The sequence below is a fragment of the Vibrio sp. R12-SG2-ISO1 genome (genome assembly GCF_059834045.1).
Genome location: NZ_JCBDGO010000015.1, coordinates 155040 through 174341, shown reverse-complemented (window position 1 = coordinate 174341; position 19302 = coordinate 155040). Strand labels below are relative to the sequence as shown.

Genomic DNA, 19302 nt, shown 5'->3' with positions numbered 1-19302 from the left:
CCCATGAGTTATTTTGAAGCCTTTATTTTGGCCTTGATCCAAGGTCTGACCGAGTTTTTGCCCATCTCCAGCTCTGCGCACTTAATTTTGCCTTCCGCCATTTTAGGCTGGGATGACCAAGGCTTAGCGTTTGATGTCGCGGTACACGTGGGTACGTTAGCGGCGGTCATTATCTATTTCCGCCAAGAAGTGGTGACACTGCTCTCGTCCTTTTTTGCGTCCATTTTTAGAGCAGAGCGCAGCAAAGAAGCCAAATTGGCGTGGATGATTCTATTAGCCACGATTCCGGCCTGTATCTTCGGGCTACTGATGAAAGACATCATTGAGATCTACTTGCGCAGTGCCTGGGTGATTGCCACCACTACCATAGTGTTTGGTTTGTTGCTCTGGTGGGTGGATAAAACCGCCACGCTCGCCGATGATGAATACCAAGCGGGTTGGAAAAAGGCGCTCTTTATTGGTCTTGCGCAAGCGATGGCGATGATTCCGGGTACCTCACGTTCTGGCGCAACGATGACGGCAGCGCTCTATCTAGGCTTTACTCGCGAAGCCGCGGCGCGTTTTTCGTTTTTGATGTCTATCCCTATCATTCTTCTTGCTGGCGGTTACTTAGGTCTTAAGTTGGTGATCAGCGGTGAGCCAATCCACACTGGTTTCCTATTAACGGGCATTGTCACGTCATTTGTCAGCGCTTACCTCTGCATTCACTTCTTCTTGAAGCTGATATCAAAAATGGGTATGACGCCGTTTGTGATTTACCGTTTGCTTTTGGGTGTAGGTTTGTTTGCATTTCTGCTGACTCGCTAATCCCACTCTTCTCAGACCACATAGACAATCCGTACCTCGCTTGAGGGGCAACATTGTGATATATATGTGGTCTTTCTTTATCTCTCATCTTTGATTGACAGTATGCGTGTTTTTGCTCTGACTCTATTGCTGATTTTAGGCTGGCTACAATATGAGTTGTGGCTGGGTAAGAATGGCGTGGCCGATTACCAAGCGGTCAGTGCAGAAATCGACGTTCAACATCAAGTCAATGCGAGCCTCCAATCTCGCAACAATGAAATGTTCGCCGAAATTGACGACTTACGCCAAGGACTCGATGCCATCGAAGAGCGTGCTCGACATGAGCTTGGCATGGTGAAAGAAGGGGAAACCTTCTATCGCATCATTGGAGAGGACAATTAAATGTCAGACAGCCATTTTGCTGGCAAAATTACTGCGATTGTCCCCGCGGCCGGCGTGGGCAAACGCATGCAGGCGGATCGTCCCAAGCAGTATCTAGAGATCTTGGGTAAAACCGTTCTTGAGCACACCCTCTCGCGTCTACTTTCTCACCCAGATATTGAACATGTTGTCGTCGCGATTAGCGATGGCGACCCTTATTTTGAACAGCTACCCATTGCGACTCACCCCAAGGTGATTCGTGTCAGTGGTGGTAGTGAGCGCGCCGATTCTGTGCTGCGTGGGCTCGAGTATGTTTCTCAGCATCAGATGTCACCTTGGGTGTTAGTGCATGATGCGGCCAGACCTTGTGTGAGATTGAGAGATATTTCTCATCTGATTGAGCGCTGCTTAGCTGAGCAAGTCGGAGGCATCCTAGCCATGCCGGTACGAGATACTATGAAACGTGCAGCTCATCCCAACGCAGTCAGCAATACGGTGGATCACACTGTCGATAGAGAGGGGCTGTGGCATGCCCTGACACCGCAGATGTACCCGACTCACACCTTGACCCAAGCGCTGAGCAAGGCGTTGCAAGCTCAGGCCGTCATTACGGACGAAGCCTCCGCGATTGAGTGGAGTGGCGGAGCGTCACTGCTAGTACCTGGGAGCGGCGACAATATTAAAATCACCCAACCAGAGGATCTGGCTCTGGCAGAGTTTTATTTGCAGAGGGAACAGCCCCTTTGTCTTGAATGAAAGGACATAACACGATGATTCGAATCGGTCACGGTTTTGACGTGCACAAATTTGGCGGAGAAGGCCCAGTCATCATTGGCGGTGTTGCCATTCCTTACGAGCAAGGTTTGATTGCTCACTCCGATGGCGATGTGGCGCTGCACGCACTGTGCGATGCACTGTTGGGCGCGATTGCTGCCGGTGATATTGGTCGCCATTTCCCTGATACCGATGACGAGTGGAAAGGCGCGGACAGTCGTTTTCTTCTGCGCGATGTGTACCAACGAGTACAAGCGCAGGGGTATGTGCTGGGTAATGCTGACATCACCATCATTGCCCAAGCACCGAAAATGGCGCCATATATCGAATCGATGTGCCAAACCATCGCACAAGATTTGGACACCGACGTCACCAACATTAATGTCAAAGCGACCACCACAGAGCGTCTCGGCTTTACTGGGCGCAAAGAAGGCATTGCCAGCGAAGCAGTTGTGCTGCTGGTTAAAGCGTAATTTCTAGCTATTTTTCAACAGCGGACGGTCACAAGCCCATCCTCTGTCTAAACGGAACTCTATTCATGTCTGATTTACTTTCTTCTTTGGCGTACCTCAATGGTCAGCCTGTCGCCACCGGCGTACTCAAAGCGCAACCCGAGCACTTTCAAGTACGCGAAAACTTAGGGTTCTCATTTAGTGGTACGGGTGAGCACCTAATGGTGCGTATTCGTAAAACCGGCGAGAACACCAGCTTTGTGGCCAACGAACTGGCCAAAGCGTGCGGGGTGAAATCGAAAGACGTCAGTTGGGCAGGGCTTAAGGATCGTCATGCAGTCACAGAGCAGTGGCTGAGTGTGCATCTACCTAAAGGCGAGACGCCAGACTTTAGCGCCTTTCTTGCGGCGTACCCGAGTATCGAAATTCTTGCCACAGACCGACACCATAAAAAGCTGCGTCCCGGTGACTTAATCGGTAATGACTTTCGCTTAACGTTAACCCAAGTCTCCGACATGCCATCGGTGCTGTCTCGATTGGAGAAGGTACAAGCGAAAGGGGTTCCCAACTATTTTGGCAGTCAGCGTTTTGGTCACGATGGCAATAACCTTACTGAAGCGAGACGTTGGGGGAGAGACAATGTCCGTACTCGCAACCAAAACAAACGCAGTCTCTACCTCTCTGCCGCTCGCTCTTGGGTGTTTAACACTATCGTCTCCGCGCGGATTGAACAAGCGCTATTGAACACCTGTATTGCGGGCGATATTGTCTATCAAGGCAATGAAACGCGCCTTGTCACGCCTGAAGAGTGCGAGGCGTTCAATGCGCAGTTACAGCGTGGTGAGGTGACATTAACCGCTGCGCTCGCGGGTGACAATGCCTTACCCACTCAGCACGAGGCGCTCGCACTTGAACAACCGCTGCTTGATAATGAGCCAGATCTCATGGCGCTGATCCGTGGTAATCGCATGCGTCACGACCGCCGAGAGGTGTTATTGAAGCCTGAGAATCTGACTTGGTCCGTCGATGGTGACAGCTTAACGCTCGACTTCTCATTGGATGCAGGCAGCTTTGCGACTGCTATTTTGCGAGAGCTGCTCATTGCGACGGAGAAAGAACGCCATTACGCTAATGACAGCAAGGCCAATGACAGCCAGGACAATGACAGTCAGTAGCCGGTAGGGCCATATGCCCTCTTTCAACAGGAAGTGACAGGATTTATGACAGCCAACACACTGAGAGTATTGATCAGTAACGATGATGGCGTGCATGCGAAGGGCATACACGCGCTCGCGCAGGCACTGAGTGAGATCGCCGAAGTGACGATCGTCGCGCCAGATAGAAACCGCTCAGGCGCATCCAACTCGTTAACCCTAGAGCAGCCTTTGAGGGTGACTCGCATCGCCGAGCGTACTTATTCGGTACAAGGAACGCCGACCGACTGTGTTCACTTTGCGCTTAACGAGCTGATGAAAGACGATCTTCCGGACCTGGTGCTAGCGGGCATTAACCATGGTGCAAATCTTGGGGATGATGTGCTCTACTCTGGCACGGTAGCGGCGGCGATGGAAGGGCACTTTCTCGGTGTTCAGGCGATCGCCTTTTCACTGGTGGGGCAGCGCCATTTTGACACGGCTGCGCACATTGCCAAACAGCTGGTGTTGCAGCACGGACGGCGCCCTATTCCCACTAACCGACTGTTAAACGTCAATATTCCCGACGTTGAGCTCTCCGCGCTAAAAGGCTCAAAAGTAACCCGTTTAGGTGCGCGCCATCACGCGGAAGCAATGATAAAACAGCAAGATCCTCGTGGTCATGATATTTATTGGTTAGGCCCACCAGGAAAAGAGCAGGATGCGGGTGAAGGAACCGACTTTTATGCTATCGAACATGGCTTTGTCTCCATTACACCGCTGCAAGTAGATTTGACCGCTCATGAATCGCTGATGAGCATGGATAATTGGTTAAAGGACAAGTAACAATGGTAAACCCACATGCCGACAGATTAATCGACTTTCTTGTCGCGAGTGGCATTCAAGATCAACGCGTATTAGATGCCATCTATCGATTGCCTCGTGAGCAGTTCGTGTCACAGGCGATGATGCATCAAGCATACGATAATAATGCGCTGCCTATTGGCGCTGGGCAGACCATCTCTCAGCCCTATATCGTGGCGAAAATGACCGAACTGTTGGCTCTGAATCGAGACAGCAAAGTGCTGGAAGTTGGCACTGGGTCTGGTTACCAAACCGCAGTACTAGCTCAACTGGTCGATCACGTCTTCTCCATTGAGCGGATTAAGGCGTTGCAATGGGAAGCTAAACGACGTTTAAAGCAGCTCGACATTTATAACATCTCCACCAAGCACGGTGATGGTTGGCAAGGTTGGCCAGCGAAAGGCCCATTTGATGCCATTATTGTCACAGCGGCAGCGGAGTCTGTGCCACAGGCACTGCTCTCACAACTCAGTGAGGGCGGCACCATGGTCATTCCTGTTGGTGTCGAGCAGCAGCAACTGTACAAAATCACCCGACAGGGTGAGGCGTTCTCCACAGAGCCCATAGAGATGGTGCGTTTTGTTCCTTTAGTCGCAGGTGAATTGGCGTAGGCATGAGCTTGAGAAGGTGTGTGTGGCTGATACTGGTATTCAGTGCGCTGTATGGCTGCGCTGCACACTCGCCTGCTCCTGTGTCTGGGTTAAACAAAGATTATGGGTCTGTCACTCGTGGCAGTTATCGCGGCAGCTATTACGAAGTAGAAAAAGGCGATACGCTATACTTTATAGCCTACGTCACAGATAAAGATGTAAACGATATTATTCGTTACAACGGCTTGACTGAGCCCTACACCATTTACCCCGGTCAAAAACTCAACTTATGGCGTAGTGCCTACAAAGCGCCCGCCTTTGGTGGGACGGGTGCTGGTACGGTATCTGCGCCTGTCGCTGTGGTTGCCGCTACCCCATCCACTCCGAATTCAAGTAAAAACTCTAATCAATCAGTTACATCGCAAAACAGCAGCGGTCAGAAAAACGTCACCCAAACGCCACCTAAAAAGAGTATTGATCAATCAAAATCAAAGGAGTATGTTGAACCTAAGAAGCAACAAAGTGTTAACAAAAACGCCAACACTGCCTCTAGCAGCAAAGCGAGTAACACGGCTTCTAATCAAAAGGTTTCCAAATGGTTATGGCCAACAAAAGGGAGGGTAATCAAAAACTTTTCTGCTGGCGATCAGGGAAATAAAGGCATTGATATCGCAGGACAGCGTGGTCAATCCATCGTATCGACAGCAAGTGGCACTGTCGTCTATTCAGGCAACGCACTGCGCGGCTACGGTAATCTGGTGATTATCAAACATAACGATAACTATCTAAGTGCGTATGCACACAACGACAAGTTGCTAGTACATGAAGGACAAAGTGTTAAGGCTGGTCAAAAAATAGCAACAATGGGCAGCTCCGGAACGAACAGCGTTCGTTTGCATTTTGAAATTCGCTATCAAGGTAAGTCGGTCGATCCGAAACGATACTTGCCTTAAATTTACTTTACTGACCGGGTAAATTAGCGACATTAGAGGTAGTAATGTCTTGCTAGCTCGCCAAGGGGAGGCGCCATGAGTATCAGCAATACAGCAACGAAAGTCGAAGAGTTTGATATTGAGCAGGAAGCACAACTAGATACGCTTCAAGGCAGCAATGAACTCACCTCATCCAAATCTGAGAGTGTCAAAGAGGAGTTTGACGCTTCATCGAAAAGCCTAGATGCCACACAGCTTTACCTTGGCGAAATCGGCTTCTCACCCCTATTAACCGCAGAGGAAGAAGTCCTCTACGCAAGACGTGCATTACGTGGCGATGAAGCAGCGCGTAAACGTATGATCGAAAGTAACTTGCGTTTGGTGGTGAAAATCTCCCGTCGTTATAGCAACCGTGGCCTTGCTCTCTTGGATCTTATTGAAGAAGGGAACTTGGGATTGATTCGCGCGGTAGAAAAATTCGACCCAGAACGCGGATTCCGTTTCTCGACTTACGCGACGTGGTGGATACGTCAAACCATTGAACGTGCGCTCATGAACCAAACTCGTACCATTCGTCTACCTATTCATGTGGTGAAAGAGCTCAACATCTATCTACGTACTGCGCGTGAGTTGTCGCAAAAACTCGACCATGAGCCGACTGCTGAAGAAATTGCTCAGCAACTGGATAAGCCAGTTGATGACGTGAGTAAAATGCTGCGTCTTAATGAACGCATTAGCTCAGTGGATACGCCTATTGGTGGCGACGGTGAGAAAGCGCTGTTGGACATCATCCCAGATGCCAACAACTCAGACCCAGAAATTTCCACTCAAGACGATGACATCAAAAATTCATTGATCCATTGGCTGGACGAGCTCAATCCGAAACAAAAAGAAGTGTTAGCACGCCGCTTTGGTCTACTTGGCTACGAGCCTTCAACACTTGAAGAAGTCGGACGTGAGATCAACCTCACCCGTGAGCGGGTGCGCCAAATCCAAGTGGAAGGTCTGCGTCGTTTACGTGAGCTGCTGGTTAAACAAGGTCTCAACATGGAGAACTTGTTTGGTGTGACCGAAGAGTAACGACAGACGTATAATGGAAGAGATATAACGATAGACACATAATCCATAATCAGAGATATAGATAGAGTGTCTTAATCAGAAAAAAGCCTTGGGGGAACCAAGGCTTTTTTGATCGTGTGGCGAAATGCCGTTGTTCAATCAGTGATGAAAAACGGCAAAGGTTAACCGTGCTTTTTCCCTTTGCTGCGCGGGAAGACTTTCACGGTCTTGATACGATTCTCTTCTAGCTCGACTATTTCCATCGGGTGACCAGAGACATGAACGCTTAGATGGCTTTCAGGGATCTCTTCAAGGTGCTCGAGAATCAAACCGTTTAGGGTTCTTGGTCCATCGGTAGGGAAGTCCCACTTGAGACCTTTATTGATATCGCGGATGTTGGCGCTGCCCTCAATCAAGAAGCTGCCATCACGTTGCGGAGTAATCTCATCCGACAAACTTGGCGTGATAGAAGTGGTGAACTCACCGACGATCTCTTCCAAAATATCTTCCAACGTAATGAGACCTATGATGTCGCCATACTCATCAACAATCAGACCAATCCGCTCTTTGTTGCGCTGGAACTTAAGCAGTTGGACGTTGAGTGGCGTGCCTTCAGGAATAAAATAGACTTCATCGGCAGCGCGTAGCAGGGTCTCTTTGGTCGACTCGTTTTTCTCTAGCATCAAGCGATAAGACTCACGCAAACGCAGCATGCCCACCACTTCGTCAATTTGACCGCGATACAGCACCACGCGCCCGTGCGGTGAGTGAGACAATTGACGCACAATCGATTTCCAATCGTCGTTGATATCAATGCCGGTGATTTCGTTTCTCGGCACCATGATGTCATTCACCGTCACATGCTCTAAATCGAGAATGGAGATCAACATATCTTGGTGGCGTCTTGGGATCAGGCTACCCGCTTCGTTCACCACGGTGCGCAGTTCTTCCGAGCTCAGGTGATCTTCGCCATTGTGGTCGACTTTAATCCCAAGTAAGCGGATAAAACCATTAGTGATGAGGTTAACGAACAGCACCAGCGGCGAGAGCAACTTCATTAAAATGCCAAGCAAGATACTGCTGGTGTAAGAGACTTTTTCTGGGTAGAGCGCCGCGAGTGTTTTCGGCGTAACTTCGGCAAAAACCAGCACCACCAGCGTGAGCGCACCGGTGGCGATGGCCACTCCTAAGTCTCCGTATAGGCGCATACCAATGATGGTGGCGATGGCGGAGGCAAGAATATTGACTAAGTTGTTACCAATCAGAATCAAACCGATCAAACGATCGGGCCTGTCGAGCAGCTTTTCTACGCGCTTAGCGCCTTTATGGCCATTGTTCGCGAGGTGCTTTAAGCGGTATCGGTTGAGAGACATCATCCCTGTTTCTGAACCGGAGAAATATCCTGAAATTACAATCAGACACGCGAGTAGCGCAAATAAGATACCCGTTGATATGTCGTCCAAAGCTTAATGATTCCTTGTTATGTTTGATTAATTTATCGCCCAGTGTTGCGGCTAAGTCAATATCACTTCACGAACGAAGCGACTGCCAAAATAGGCGAGCGTCAGCAAGGTTGCACCGGCAACGGCGAACCATGTGACTTTGCGTCCGCGCCAACCTTTATGGAAGTGGCCCCATAACAGCACGCTGTACACAATCCAAGCGATGAAAGAGAGAATCGCTTTATGAGCTTTTCCTTGGGCGAACATGTCCTGAACAAAGACAAATCCAGTGATTAATGTTCCGGTGAGGAGTAAGGTGCCCACCATGATGATGTTGAAAAGCTGACGTTCCACCATCATTAAAGGAGGAAGGTTTGGGTTAATCGCCAGCGCTTTCTTCGCTTTGAGCTTGTGATCCAACCAAGCCAGTTGTAGAGCGTACAGAGCGCCGATACTGAGAGTCGAGTAGGAAAACAGCGCAAGAGAGATGTGGATCAGCAGTTTAGGGTCTTGCTCTAAATGAGTAATGAAAGTGCTAGGGAGAAACGCCGCAGCGCTTAAGTTGATGGCGGAAAAGCTATACACGACAGGCAACAAAAACCACAGTCGTGTTTTGAGCATTGACGCGCTCATTACCAAAGAAATAATGAAGCTGATGAGAGAGGCGACATTGAGAATGCTTAAGTTTTGCCCCGAGGCTTCAATGATCAGATCGCTTAATAGCCACGCGTGAAAAACCAGTGCCACAGACGCACTGATCAACACGGTTTTTGAGCGGATACCGGTTTGGTGAACCAGTCCCGGAACGATAGTCGCAATTGCAAGCAGATATAGCACTGCAGCGGCTACGGCAATTAAGTTGTCCATTCTTCTCTTGGTGGTGGTGGATTTTTAACAAATTATACCCTGCATCAACGGCTTGAGCCATGACTTATCTCTGTCATTTATTCGAGTTGAGAGAACAAATCATCACGCAACCGTGCAAAGCGTCACTTGGCTAAGGTATACTCTTAGTAATTGTCGCTCAATTTTAGGTAGTGGCGTCGTCTACGTAAGCCACTCAGTGTAAAGAGACTAAGATGTTTGAGAATTTAACGGATCGTTTATCCAGAACGCTGAAGAACATCAGCGGTAAAGGTCGTCTGACCGAAGACAACATAAAAGAAACGCTGCGTGAAGTCCGCATGGCGTTGCTCGAGGCTGACGTTGCACTGCCTGTCGTTCGCGATTTTATCAAGCGAGTGAAAGAAGCGGCAGTGGGCGTAGAAGTCTCCAAATCGCTCACGCCAGGGCAAGAGTTCATCAAAATTGTTCAAGGTGAACTGGAAGCCGTCATGGGCGAGTCTAATGAGGCACTAAACCTCGCGGCTCAGCCACCTGCGGTGATTTTGATGGCCGGTCTGCAAGGTGCGGGTAAAACCACCTCGGTGGGTAAGCTGTCTAAATTCCTCAAGGAAAAAGACAAGAAGAAAGTCTTGGTCGTGTCTGCTGACGTGTATCGCCCAGCGGCGATCAAACAGCTAGAAACCCTAGCGCAAGACATCGGCGTTGACTTTTTCCCATCGAGCGCTGATCAAAAGCCGATTGATATTGCCAATGCCGCCATCGATCACGCGAAGAAGAAATTCTACGATGTGTTAGTGGTCGATACCGCGGGTCGTTTGGCGATTGACGAGCAAATGATGGGCGAAATCCAGCAGCTTCATAGTGCGATCAATCCTGTGGAAACGCTGTTTGTTGTTGACGCGATGACAGGTCAAGATGCGGCGAATACCGCGAAAGCCTTTGGTGAAGCGCTACCGCTGACCGGGGTTATCTTGACCAAAGTGGATGGTGATGCTCGTGGTGGTGCTGCGCTGTCGGTGCGTCACATTACGGGTAAACCGATCAAGTTCTTGGGTGTGGGTGAGAAAACCGACGCGCTAGAGCCGTTCCACCCCGATCGCGTCGCCTCGCGTATTTTGGGAATGGGTGATGTTCTCTCTCTGATTGAAGACTTGCAGCGCAATGTCGACCATGAGAAAGCCGAGAAACTGGCGAAGAAATTCAAAGAGAAGAAAGGCTTCGATTTGGAAGACTTCCGTGAGCAGCTCGGTCAGATGCAAAACATGGGCGGCATGATGGGGATGCTAGACAAGCTGCCTGGCATGTCTCAACTTCCTTCTGACGTGAAAGACAAAGTCGACGACAAGATGTTTAAGCAGATGGAAGCGATCATCAGCTCAATGACCATGAAAGAGCGTCAACGCCCTGAAATCATCAAAGGTTCGCGTAAGAAGCGCATTGCTGCCGGTTCTGGTGTGCAAGTGCAAGATGTGAACCGCTTGCTCAAGCAGTTTACCCAAATGCAGAAGATGATGAAGAAAATGCAAAAGGGTGGCATGAAAGGCATGATGCGCAACATGCAAGGCATGATGGGCGGAATGGGTGGTGGAGGCGGCGGCTTCAACCCGTTTGGTCGTTAACTGAAACACCGAGTCTGTTTCACTCGATAAAAGGCTTAGCCGTGGTGCTAAGCCTTTCGGTTTTTTATTTTCAAGGTGTTAGCTAAGTCACAATCTTAAATCCGGTTTTATGGTGGTGAAAAAATAGCTAAAGACCTTGCAATGCGTCGGAATAAGAGTAAAATTCCGGAGCTTTATTTTGGCACGAGCCCCCAAACTGTTTAGTAATAGACCACAACGGTTTACTGATAGATAGTTTCTGGGGTTAATTTTATTTTTGAGAAAGCAAAGAGGACGACATGGTAACCATTCGTTTGGCACGTCACGGCGCTAAGAAGCGTCCATTTTATCAAATCGTAGTAGCGGACAGCCGCAATGCTGCAACTGGCCGTTTCATCGAGAAAGTAGGTTTCTTTAACCCTACTGCTCAAGGTCAAGAAGAAGGTCTACGTCTAGACCTAGACCGCGTTAACCACTGGGTTGGTCAAGGCGCGTCTCTATCTGACCGCGTAGCGAAGCTAGTTAAAGACGCTCAAAAAGCGGCTTAATTCTTACTCTATAAGTAGTAATTAGCTTATGTCGATGAAAGGTAAAGAAACGATGAGCAATGACAAGATTGTTGTAGGCAAGTTTGGTGCTACTTACGGCATTCGTGGTTGGCTTAAAGTTTTTTCCTACACAGACGAGGCTGAAAGCTTATTTGATTACAACCCTTGGTTTGTTAACCATAAAGGGGAGTGGGTCGAGTACAAAGTGGAAACGTGGAAGCGCCATAATAAAGGTATGGTGGTGAAGCTGGAAGGTCTGGATGTTCGCGAAGACGCGCATCTGTTGACTAACTTTGAAATTGCTATTGACCCTGCAGTATTACCAGAATTGTCAGAAGATGAATTCTACTGGCGTGAATTGTTTGGCATGCAAGTCGTGACGACAAAAGGTTATGACCTTGGTGTGGTGACGGACATGCTCGAAACCGGCTCAAACGATGTTTTGGTAGTCAAAGCAAATCTAAAAGATGCTTTTGGCCAAAAGGAACGATTAATTCCGTTCCTTGAAGAGCAAGTGATCATTCAAGTTGATCGCACTGCTCAACGGATCGAAGTTGACTGGGATCCTGGATTCTAACTCCCAAGTAATGAGGCTTTAGGGCATGTGGGTTGGCGTAATTAGCCTGTTTCCTGAAATGTTCCGCAGCGTTACTGAGTTCGGAGTAACAGGTCAAGCGGTTAAAAAAGGGTTGTTGTCGGTTGAGACATGGAATCCTCGAGATTTCACTCACGACAAGCATCGCACTGTCGATGATCGGCCCTACGGTGGTGGTCCGGGTATGTTAATGATGGTGCAGCCATTGCGCGATGCCATTCATGCAGCCAAACAGGCCTCACCGGGTAAGACGAAGGTGATTTACCTCTCTCCTCAAGGTCGAAAACTCGATCAGCAGGGAGTCGAAGAGCTGGCTAGCAATGAGAACTTGCTTCTTATTTGTGGTCGCTACGAAGGGGTAGATGAGCGCATCATTGAGTCTGAAGTTGACGAAGAATGGTCAATCGGTGACTTTGTGATGACAGGGGGAGAGATCCCAGCCATGACCTTAATTGACTCTGTCTCTCGGTTTGTACCGGGGGTACTGGGCGATTTTGCGTCAGCAGAAGAAGACTCTTTTGCCAATGGCTTGTTGGATTGCCCTCATTACACCCGTCCTGAAGTGTTGGAAGGAAAAGAAGTACCCGCGGTACTGAAATCTGGCAACCACAAGGACATTCGTCGTTGGCGACTGAAACAGTCGCTCGGCCGCACCTGGATTAGAAGACCAGAGCTCCTGGAAAACCTAGCTCTGACTGACGAACAGGAACTACTACTAGCTGAGTTCATTAAAGAGCATCATGCTAAGTAACCTATTAAATTTAGTATCAGTTTATTCTAGGAATATTGAAAATGAGTAACATCATCAAAGCTCTTGAAGAAGAGCAAATGAAAAAAGACCTACCTAACTTCGCACCTGGTGACACAGTTGTTGTTCAAGTTAAGGTAAAAGAAGGTGACCGTGAGCGTCTACAGGCTTTTGAAGGCGTTGTAATCGGTATCCGTAACCGTGGTCTACACTCTGCATTCACTGTACGTAAGATTTCTAACGGTGAAGGTGTTGAGCGTACGTTCCAAACTCACTCTCCAATGGTTGATAGCATTGAAGTTAAACGCCGCGGTGCAGTACGTCGTGCCAAACTGTACTACCTACGTGAGCGTTCTGGTAAGTCAGCTCGTATCAAAGAGAAACTTGCTAAGAAGTAATGCTATAACTAGCGTTCTCATAGTATTAGCGGAGGCCAATTGGCCTCCGCTTTTTTATGCTTAATCATCCCAAGAGAATTGAACCGCTTTAATACTGATCTTCCGACCATCCATCACTGTCGGACATATCGGGGGCACCGGCAATGGTGTTTTCTTCATCGGCCCACTCGCCGAAATCGATCATTTGACACTGCTTACTGCAAAACGGGCGATGGGGGCTTTTTTCGCTCCACTCGACGTTTTGGCCGCACTGTGGGCATGGAACCACGGTAATCTTAGACATCATGCTTTCCTATTTCTTCGGAGTTTAGCCGCAGTATACCGAACTTAGCGCCGCGCTTCATTAAGCAGCGGGATGTCGATGGCAAAGGGTGAGCGATGCCGATGGCAAAGAGTGAGATTAGCAGCAGACGGCCAATTTAAATGGAATGCTCGAGGCGCTCGCTTGGCCAGATTCAAAATCGATGAACTTGATGGCGAAACGGTTTTTATGCCCGGATATCATCGGGTAAACGCCCGTTTCTAGAGGGATTTCAAGACGCAGAATGTTGGCCTCTGTCGCATCACTTTGGTAGAAGCCGTTGTTGGCAAGGCGCTCTCGCAGTTGACCGGTTTCACGCGTAAGGCGCAGCCACAGTTTCAATGCTTGTGTCAGTGGGGCTAGGTTGGTGGACCACTTTTGCGCATCCGCTTGTTTTTTCTCAAGTGGAAGGTGGAGCCAGTGGTGCAGTGCCGGCAAGTCGAAACAGCATGAGCCGCCGGGCAGGTTAAAGCGTTGGCGAATGGCGCTTAAGAAGCGGTCTTCTTTCAAGCTCTGGCCAAAACGCTCCGCCGCCATCAGTTCGCTGTGCACGCCATCAATTTCATCCAATACCGCGCGCAGCATTTCCAGATTAACGCCATCGATATTGAGATAGGCTCGATAGCTAAGGCGCTGCTTTTCGATGTCTTTGGCTAACTCGCTTTTGAGCTGAATCTGCTCAAAGATTTCCAGCAGATCAAACAGCGAGCGGAAGAAGATCAGATGCTGCATTTCGTCACCAAACTGCGCCGCTTTATCCATCTGCGTCAGCAAGGCTTCAACGCGAAGATAAATGCGAGTTTTCTCATTGAGTGGGTGTTCGAAATAGTGCGTGGTCATTGATCAATGGCTCTGGGTTGTACTGCCTTTATTCTCACAGATTTTCCCTACAGATTTCTAGGAACTTTTGATGCAATTCTGTGATTTGAGGCAAAAGTTTCTCGTTTGTTGCATCATTTTTAATCACATCATCGGCAATCGCCAAACGTTCCTCTCGGCTTGCTTGCGCACTGAGAATCGCACGGGCTTGTTTTTCGTCGACATTGTCACGGGCCATCGTTCGCTCAATCTGAATTTCTGGCGCCACATCGACCACAAGGACGCGCTGAGCCAGTGCTTGGAGATTGTTTTCCACCATTAGAGGGATCACAAGCAGCGCATAGGGTGAGGTGACCTGCTCAAGCTCGGCGAGCATCTTTTGACGAATCATCGGATGGAGCAGGTTATCCAACCAGGTTTTCTCTTTGGGATCGGAAAAGATGGCCTCGCGCAGTGCGGCTCGATTCAAGCTGCCATCGGCTTGCAACATCGATGCGCCGTAGCGCGCGGCGATGGCTTTTAAACCCTCACTGCCCGGTTCCACCACTTCGCGCGCCACGACATCGGCATCGACAATATCGATGGCAAAGTGTTGCTGAAATAGGTTTGCGACAGTGGTTTTGCCACTGGCAATGCCGCCTGTTAATCCCACGATCAACGCCATATTAGATTCCTACCATCTCCGTCAGATACCAGTGAAGTAGACCATCGCCCCACATCATGCTGATAAAGCCAGCGATCGCGAGATAAGGGCCAAAGGGAAAGGCTTTGTCGATACCTTGCTGCTTGAGCCTGAGTTGAATCAAGCCAAACATCAGCCCAACCACAGATGAAAGTAAGATGATCATCGGAAGTGCTTGCCAGCCGAGCCATGCGCCAAGGGCGGCGAGCAGTTTAAAATCGCCATAGCCCATGCCCTCTTTGCCAGTGACTAACTTAAACAGCCAATAGACGCTCCATAGGGCCAAGTAACCGGCCATCGCGCCAATGACGGCATCCTTAAGTGAGACGGGGCTGATATTCAATAGCGCCAGTGCCAACCCCGCCCACACCAGTGGTAACGTCAACTGATCGGGCAGTAGCATGGTATCGAGGTCGATAAAGGTTGCGCAGATAAGAACAAAGGTGAACAGTAGCAGGGCGAGGCTCATCACTGAGAAGCCAAATTGCCAGGCGACCAGTACAGATAGGCCGGCCGACAGCAGTTCAATTAAGGGGTAACGCGCACTGATCGGGGCTTGGCAATGAGCACATTGACCCCGCAGCATTAGCCAGCTGACCACCGGAATATTATCGATAAGACGCAGTGGCGAGTCGCATTTTGGGCATGTCGAACGGGGAATGCTGAGATTATAGGTACCTTCAGGGGGCGCTATTTTGTACTCAGGGAAGCTCTCGGCGCACTCGCTACGCCACTCTCGCTCCATAATGATGGGTAGGCGGTGGATCACCACGTTAAGAAAGCTGCCAATAATTAAGCCAAACACGCCTGCCAGCGTAGGAAAAAGCCAAGGGTAATACTCAAACAGCGCAATCAAGAGAAGTGCCTTATCCAATCAATAGAGTGCTCATCTTATCCTAATACACTCATTAAGTTAAAGATGGGCAGGTACATAGCCACGACCAATCCTCCCACCACCACACCAAGGAAAATAATGATCAGTGGTTCGAGGATATTGCCCAAGTTATCGACCGTGTTATCGACTTCAAACTCATAGATGGTGGCGATTTTATTAAGCATATCATCAAGTCGCCCCGACTCTTCGCCGATCATTACCATTTGCAGCACCATCTCGGGGAACGATTGCGTATTTCTCATCGCAATGTACATCGGCATTCCGGCGGCGGTATCGTCATACACCTTATCAATCGCGGTTTGGTAGTGCAGGTTGTTGGCGGTTTTCGCGGAGGTTTTGAGACTTGAGAGAATCGGAATGCCCGCGCTAAAGCTGGTGGCAAGTGTGCGGCTAAATTTGGCAATAGAGGCTTTGGTCAATACGCCGCCAATCACAGGCATTTTCAATCCTATCCGGCTCGATATCAGTTTGATTCGGGCCGATTTTTGTTTGGCGATTTTTAGCACAATGGCTGAAATACCCAAGCCGATCGCCGCAGGTAAGCTGTAGGTTTGGGTAAGATGAGAGAGGTGGAGTACCTGTTGCGTAAACCAAGGCAGCTCGGCGCCAAACCCCTGAAACATGCTTTCAAACTCAGGAATGACCATAGTGAGCATCAAGTAGGAGACCCCTAACGCGGTGAACACCACCATCGCAGGGTAGATCAGTGCCTTGATGACTTTCGCGCGCAGCTGTTCCGATTTTTCACGATAGAGTGCCAGGCGTTCAAACACTTGTGGCAAGTTGCCCGCTTGCTCTCCGGTGGCGACCATATCGATGTACAAGGTATCAAAGTGGTTAGAGGCGTTGCGCATCGCTTTTGAAATCGGCGTACCGGCTTCAATGCTTTTGCCGATTTGCGCCAGTACTGATTTCATTTCGGCTTTCTTGTGATTATCGCCCACCAACTTGATCGCCTGAATGATCGGAATGCCCGTGGCGAGCATGGTTGAGAGCTGACGGGTGAGGATGGTGATGTCTTTGCCCTTGATGCGCTGCGTTGCGCGGGTAATGGCGGAGACACTGCGTTTTTTGATCTTTTTAACTTGAATATGCTGCGCTTTCAGTTTGTCACGCACCTCGCTCTCGGTTAAAGCGAGATATTGACCGGAGACTTTCTTCCCTGAACTATTGAGGCCTTTCCAGCGGTAGTTTTTCAGTTGTGCTTGTTTTTGGATGGGCATCAAGAACTCCTATAGGGTATCGAAATAAACAAGGGATTAAAGGTAGAGCACGCGTTGCAGCTCTTGATAACTGGTGATGCCACTGAGCATTTTCTCTATGCCGGACTCTTTGAGCGTTTGCATGCCTTGTGATCGCGCCAGTTGCTCGATACCAGCGATAGTCGCCCCGTCGGCGATGGCACTCGCCAGCGCTTCATTCACGTTCATCACTTCGTATAGACCCACTCGGCCTGAGTAGCCGGCGTTGCACTCTGGGCAGCCATCGAGGTTCGCGGTAAAAAGTGGCGCAACTGAGATACCAAGCTGCTGACAGTAGTGCTGAGCACGCGGCTCGGGCTGTTTGCAGTGAGGACACAGACGACGCGCCAATCGCTGGGCAATAATCAAGCTCAGTGACGAGGCGACATTAAAAGGCGCTATGCCCATGCTGCTAAGGCGCACAACGCTCTCGGCGGCGGAATTAGTGTGTAGGGTCGAGAGCACCAAGTGGCCGGTTTGCGCCGCTTTGACAGCAATCTCGGCGGTATCAAGATCACGGATTTCGCCGACCATCACGATGTCGGGATCTTGGCGGAGAAAGGCGCGCAGCGCACTGGCGAAATCGAGCCCAATTTGCGGTTGCACCTGAACCTGATTGATCCCAGGTAAGTTGATCTCCACTGGATCTTCAGCGGTGGCTATGTTGACTTGCGAGGTGTTGAGAATTTTTAGCCCAGTATAGAGGGAGACCGTTTTACCGCTCCCTGTTGGGCCAGTCATTAAAATCAGCCCCTGAGGCTTTTTTAGCGCATTGAGGTAGAGCGCTTTTTGCTGCTCGTTATAACCGAGCATATCGATGTTTAGATTCGCTTCGCTGCTGTCGAGAAGGCGCAATACAATTTTTTCGCCCCACAAGGTTGGCAACGTCGAGACGCGCATATCGATCGCGGTCTCTTGGCTGAGCCTTAGCTTGATGCGTCCATCTTGTGGCAGGCGGCGCTCGGCAATATCCAATTTAGCGAGGATTTTAATACGCGCCGATAAACGGCGACTGAGGTGATGGGCGGGCTGCTGAGTTTCAATCAAGATGCCATCACAGCGTAGCCGAACGCGAAAGGTCTCTTCATAGGGCTCAAAATGGATATCTGAGGCGCCCTTGCGCACCGCATCGAGCAGAATCTGGTTAATGTAACGACTGACGGGCGCATCATCTTGACTCAGATCTTCAATGCTACCCACTTCGTCATCACTGACATCCACAAGGTTGGCCAGCTCTTGCTCGTTGATCTCTTTGTTGCTGTTTTGCTCGCCAGCGATCGCGCGCCCATACAAACGGCGAATCGCCCCTTGCAGCGCCTTAGCATCGGCCAGCACCAGCTCGACTTGCAGGCCGGTGGCAAAACGAAACTCTTCTTCGACATCAAGGTGGGTTGGGTCTGATACTGCAACACTGAGTGAACAAGCCGTTTTGCCAACGGGAAGCGCTTGCAAGCGAGTGATAAGCTCACGTAAGCCAAGGGTTTGGCACAGCTCAGCGTAGGGCGTTTGCGACAGGTCGATAACGTTGAGACCAAACAGCTGGCTGAGGTGCTCAGTCAATTGGGTATGGTTAATAATGGCCAGATCGTGCAAAGCGTCAGGGACGGAGCCCCCTGACGCTTGCACATGCTCCAGCACTTGTCTCTCTTGCGCTGCGTCAAGCAACTTGGCTTGACGCAGGATTGAGGGGAGGTTGGTGAGCATTATGGGCAGTAGTCTGTTTGTACTGTTGCTAACCCTGCATCTTTGTAGCAACTCTTTGTCCACACTAAACCACTTGTTTGGTATTCGGCGTGCATGACATATGTTTCTCCAGAAGCTATTGGGCCTTTCGCTGCTGCCGCTGTAGCTATAACATTGACCCCACCTGAAGCGGCTTGTTGAGCATCTATATCGATACTGTTTAGTGCTGCACTAGGTACATTTCCAGCGGAAGTGATACAGTCATCTTCGAATGAACTAGCATCGGATGCAATCTCATGTGAACACAATTCGACTGCCAACTTTATCGCAGCAGCGGCTTTGGGAAACTCTGATAATGTCGCTTTTTTTGTATAGTTTTGATAAGCAGGTACGGCAAAAGCTGACAAAATCCCAATAATCGCCACTACGATCATCAATTCAATTAAAGTAAAACCAGCTTGCTGGCGACGTGGTTTGGTTTGCATAGAACTCTCCATTTGGGTGCTTGAGGCACCGCGGTGTTTGTTGATGGGGA

At 49.6% G+C, this 19302-nt stretch carries 23 protein-coding genes; 14 read left to right on the top strand and 9 right to left on the bottom strand.

All coding sequences use genetic code 11. The annotated features are described in order from the left end of the window. The first annotated feature begins 3 nt into the window (after window positions 1–3). The 9 genes from AC6R10_RS11245 to rpoS all read left to right on the top strand — a co-directional run bounded on the left by AC6R10_RS11245 (window position 4) and on the right by rpoS (window position 6992). Complete coding sequence (locus AC6R10_RS11245; RefSeq protein WP_500672273.1) at window positions 4–807, top strand: undecaprenyl-diphosphate phosphatase; 804 nt, start codon at window positions 4–6, stop codon at window positions 805–807. A 102-nt stretch (window positions 808–909) separates the two neighbouring features. After that, entirely contained in the window at window positions 910–1188 is a 279-nt protein-coding gene (gene ftsB / locus AC6R10_RS11240) for a cell division protein FtsB (RefSeq protein ID WP_334553629.1), read from the top strand. Continuing rightward, window positions 1189–1923 carry a 2-C-methyl-D-erythritol 4-phosphate cytidylyltransferase gene (gene ispD, locus AC6R10_RS11235; protein ID WP_500672272.1) on the top strand — a complete coding sequence of 245 codons (735 nt, stop codon included), beginning with the start codon at window positions 1189–1191 and terminating at the stop codon, window positions 1921–1923. A gap of 14 nt (window positions 1924–1937) precedes the next feature. Further along, window positions 1938–2414: a 2-C-methyl-D-erythritol 2,4-cyclodiphosphate synthase gene (ispF, locus tag AC6R10_RS11230; RefSeq protein WP_487902134.1), complete on the top strand. Its 477-nt coding sequence runs from the start codon at window positions 1938–1940 to the stop codon at window positions 2412–2414. 65 nt (window positions 2415–2479) lie between these two features. Then, complete coding sequence (gene truD, locus AC6R10_RS11225) at window positions 2480–3568, top strand: tRNA pseudouridine(13) synthase TruD (RefSeq protein WP_500629264.1); 1089 nt, start codon at window positions 2480–2482, stop codon at window positions 3566–3568. A 45-nt stretch (window positions 3569–3613) separates the two neighbouring features. Continuing rightward, on the top strand, window positions 3614–4372 hold the full coding sequence (gene surE / locus AC6R10_RS11220) for a 5'/3'-nucleotidase SurE (protein ID WP_334553637.1): 759 nt from the start codon (window positions 3614–3616) through the stop codon (window positions 4370–4372). Window positions 4373–4374: 2 nt separating this feature from the next. Next, window positions 4375–5001 (top strand): protein-L-isoaspartate(D-aspartate) O-methyltransferase, encoded by a 627-nt coding sequence (locus AC6R10_RS11215; RefSeq protein ID WP_487902131.1) that lies wholly within the window; start codon window positions 4375–4377, stop codon window positions 4999–5001. A gap of 2 nt (window positions 5002–5003) precedes the next feature. After that, window positions 5004–5933: a murein hydrolase activator NlpD gene (gene nlpD / locus AC6R10_RS11210; protein ID WP_500631470.1), complete on the top strand. Its 930-nt coding sequence runs from the start codon at window positions 5004–5006 to the stop codon at window positions 5931–5933. A gap of 75 nt (window positions 5934–6008) precedes the next feature. After that, window positions 6009–6992 (top strand): RNA polymerase sigma factor RpoS, encoded by a 984-nt coding sequence (gene rpoS, locus AC6R10_RS11205; RefSeq protein WP_487902129.1) that lies wholly within the window; start codon window positions 6009–6011, stop codon window positions 6990–6992. Between the two features lie 161 nt (window positions 6993–7153). On the opposite strand, the gene AC6R10_RS11200 is transcribed toward rpoS, so the two are convergent. Continuing rightward, window positions 7154–8434 (bottom strand): HlyC/CorC family transporter, encoded by a 1281-nt coding sequence (locus tag AC6R10_RS11200; protein ID WP_500631471.1) that lies wholly within the window; start codon window positions 8432–8434, stop codon window positions 7154–7156. A gap of 51 nt (window positions 8435–8485) precedes the next feature. Continuing rightward, on the bottom strand, window positions 8486–9280 hold the full coding sequence (locus AC6R10_RS11195) for a cytochrome C assembly family protein (RefSeq protein WP_334553645.1): 795 nt from the start codon (window positions 9278–9280) through the stop codon (window positions 8486–8488). A 212-nt stretch (window positions 9281–9492) separates the two neighbouring features. Here AC6R10_RS11195 and ffh point away from each other — a divergent pair, with 212 nt between their 5' ends. The 5 genes from ffh to rplS all read left to right on the top strand — a co-directional run bounded on the left by ffh (window position 9493) and on the right by rplS (window position 13146). After that, window positions 9493–10878: a signal recognition particle protein gene (gene ffh, locus AC6R10_RS11190; protein WP_334553647.1), complete on the top strand. Its 1386-nt coding sequence runs from the start codon at window positions 9493–9495 to the stop codon at window positions 10876–10878. A 278-nt stretch (window positions 10879–11156) separates the two neighbouring features. Next, window positions 11157–11405, top strand: a complete 249-nt coding sequence (gene rpsP / locus AC6R10_RS11185) for a 30S ribosomal protein S16 (RefSeq protein WP_004410028.1) — start codon at window positions 11157–11159, stop codon at window positions 11403–11405. Between the two features lie 28 nt (window positions 11406–11433). Further along, window positions 11434–11982, top strand: coding sequence for a ribosome maturation factor RimM (gene rimM / locus AC6R10_RS11180; protein ID WP_334553869.1), 549 nt, complete (start codon window positions 11434–11436; stop codon window positions 11980–11982). Between the two features lie 25 nt (window positions 11983–12007). After that, window positions 12008–12751 (top strand): tRNA (guanosine(37)-N1)-methyltransferase TrmD, encoded by a 744-nt coding sequence (trmD, locus tag AC6R10_RS11175; protein WP_487902124.1) that lies wholly within the window; start codon window positions 12008–12010, stop codon window positions 12749–12751. Window positions 12752–12792: 41 nt separating this feature from the next. Continuing rightward, window positions 12793–13146, top strand: a complete 354-nt coding sequence (gene rplS, locus AC6R10_RS11170) for a 50S ribosomal protein L19 (protein ID WP_045977783.1) — start codon at window positions 12793–12795, stop codon at window positions 13144–13146. An 88-nt stretch (window positions 13147–13234) separates the two neighbouring features. On the opposite strand, the gene yacG is transcribed toward rplS, so the two are convergent. From yacG to AC6R10_RS11135, 7 genes are all read right to left on the bottom strand, one after another. Next, on the bottom strand, window positions 13235–13432 hold the full coding sequence (yacG, locus tag AC6R10_RS11165) for a DNA gyrase inhibitor YacG (protein WP_334553876.1): 198 nt from the start codon (window positions 13430–13432) through the stop codon (window positions 13235–13237). A 114-nt stretch (window positions 13433–13546) separates the two neighbouring features. Next, window positions 13547–14287: a cell division protein ZapD gene (gene zapD, locus AC6R10_RS11160; RefSeq protein ID WP_500626373.1), complete on the bottom strand. Its 741-nt coding sequence runs from the start codon at window positions 14285–14287 to the stop codon at window positions 13547–13549. A gap of 34 nt (window positions 14288–14321) precedes the next feature. Then, window positions 14322–14930, bottom strand: coding sequence for a dephospho-CoA kinase (coaE, locus tag AC6R10_RS11155; protein WP_500626372.1), 609 nt, complete (start codon window positions 14928–14930; stop codon window positions 14322–14324). A gap of 1 nt (window position 14931) precedes the next feature. Next, complete coding sequence (locus AC6R10_RS11150; protein WP_500672328.1) at window positions 14932–15801, bottom strand: prepilin peptidase; 870 nt, start codon at window positions 15799–15801, stop codon at window positions 14932–14934. Window positions 15802–15839: 38 nt separating this feature from the next. Beyond that, window positions 15840–17066, bottom strand: coding sequence for a type II secretion system F family protein (locus AC6R10_RS11145; protein WP_500672271.1), 1227 nt, complete (start codon window positions 17064–17066; stop codon window positions 15840–15842). A 36-nt stretch (window positions 17067–17102) separates the two neighbouring features. Next, a complete protein-coding gene (gene pilB / locus AC6R10_RS11140; RefSeq protein WP_500672270.1) occupies window positions 17103–18788 on the bottom strand; it encodes a type IV-A pilus assembly ATPase PilB in 1686 nt (561 codons plus the stop codon). Further along, window positions 18788–19252, bottom strand: a complete 465-nt coding sequence (locus AC6R10_RS11135) for a pilin (protein ID WP_487902119.1) — start codon at window positions 19250–19252, stop codon at window positions 18788–18790. The genes pilB and AC6R10_RS11135 overlap by 1 nt, the downstream gene beginning before the upstream one ends. Window positions 19253–19302 lie beyond the last annotated feature (50 nt).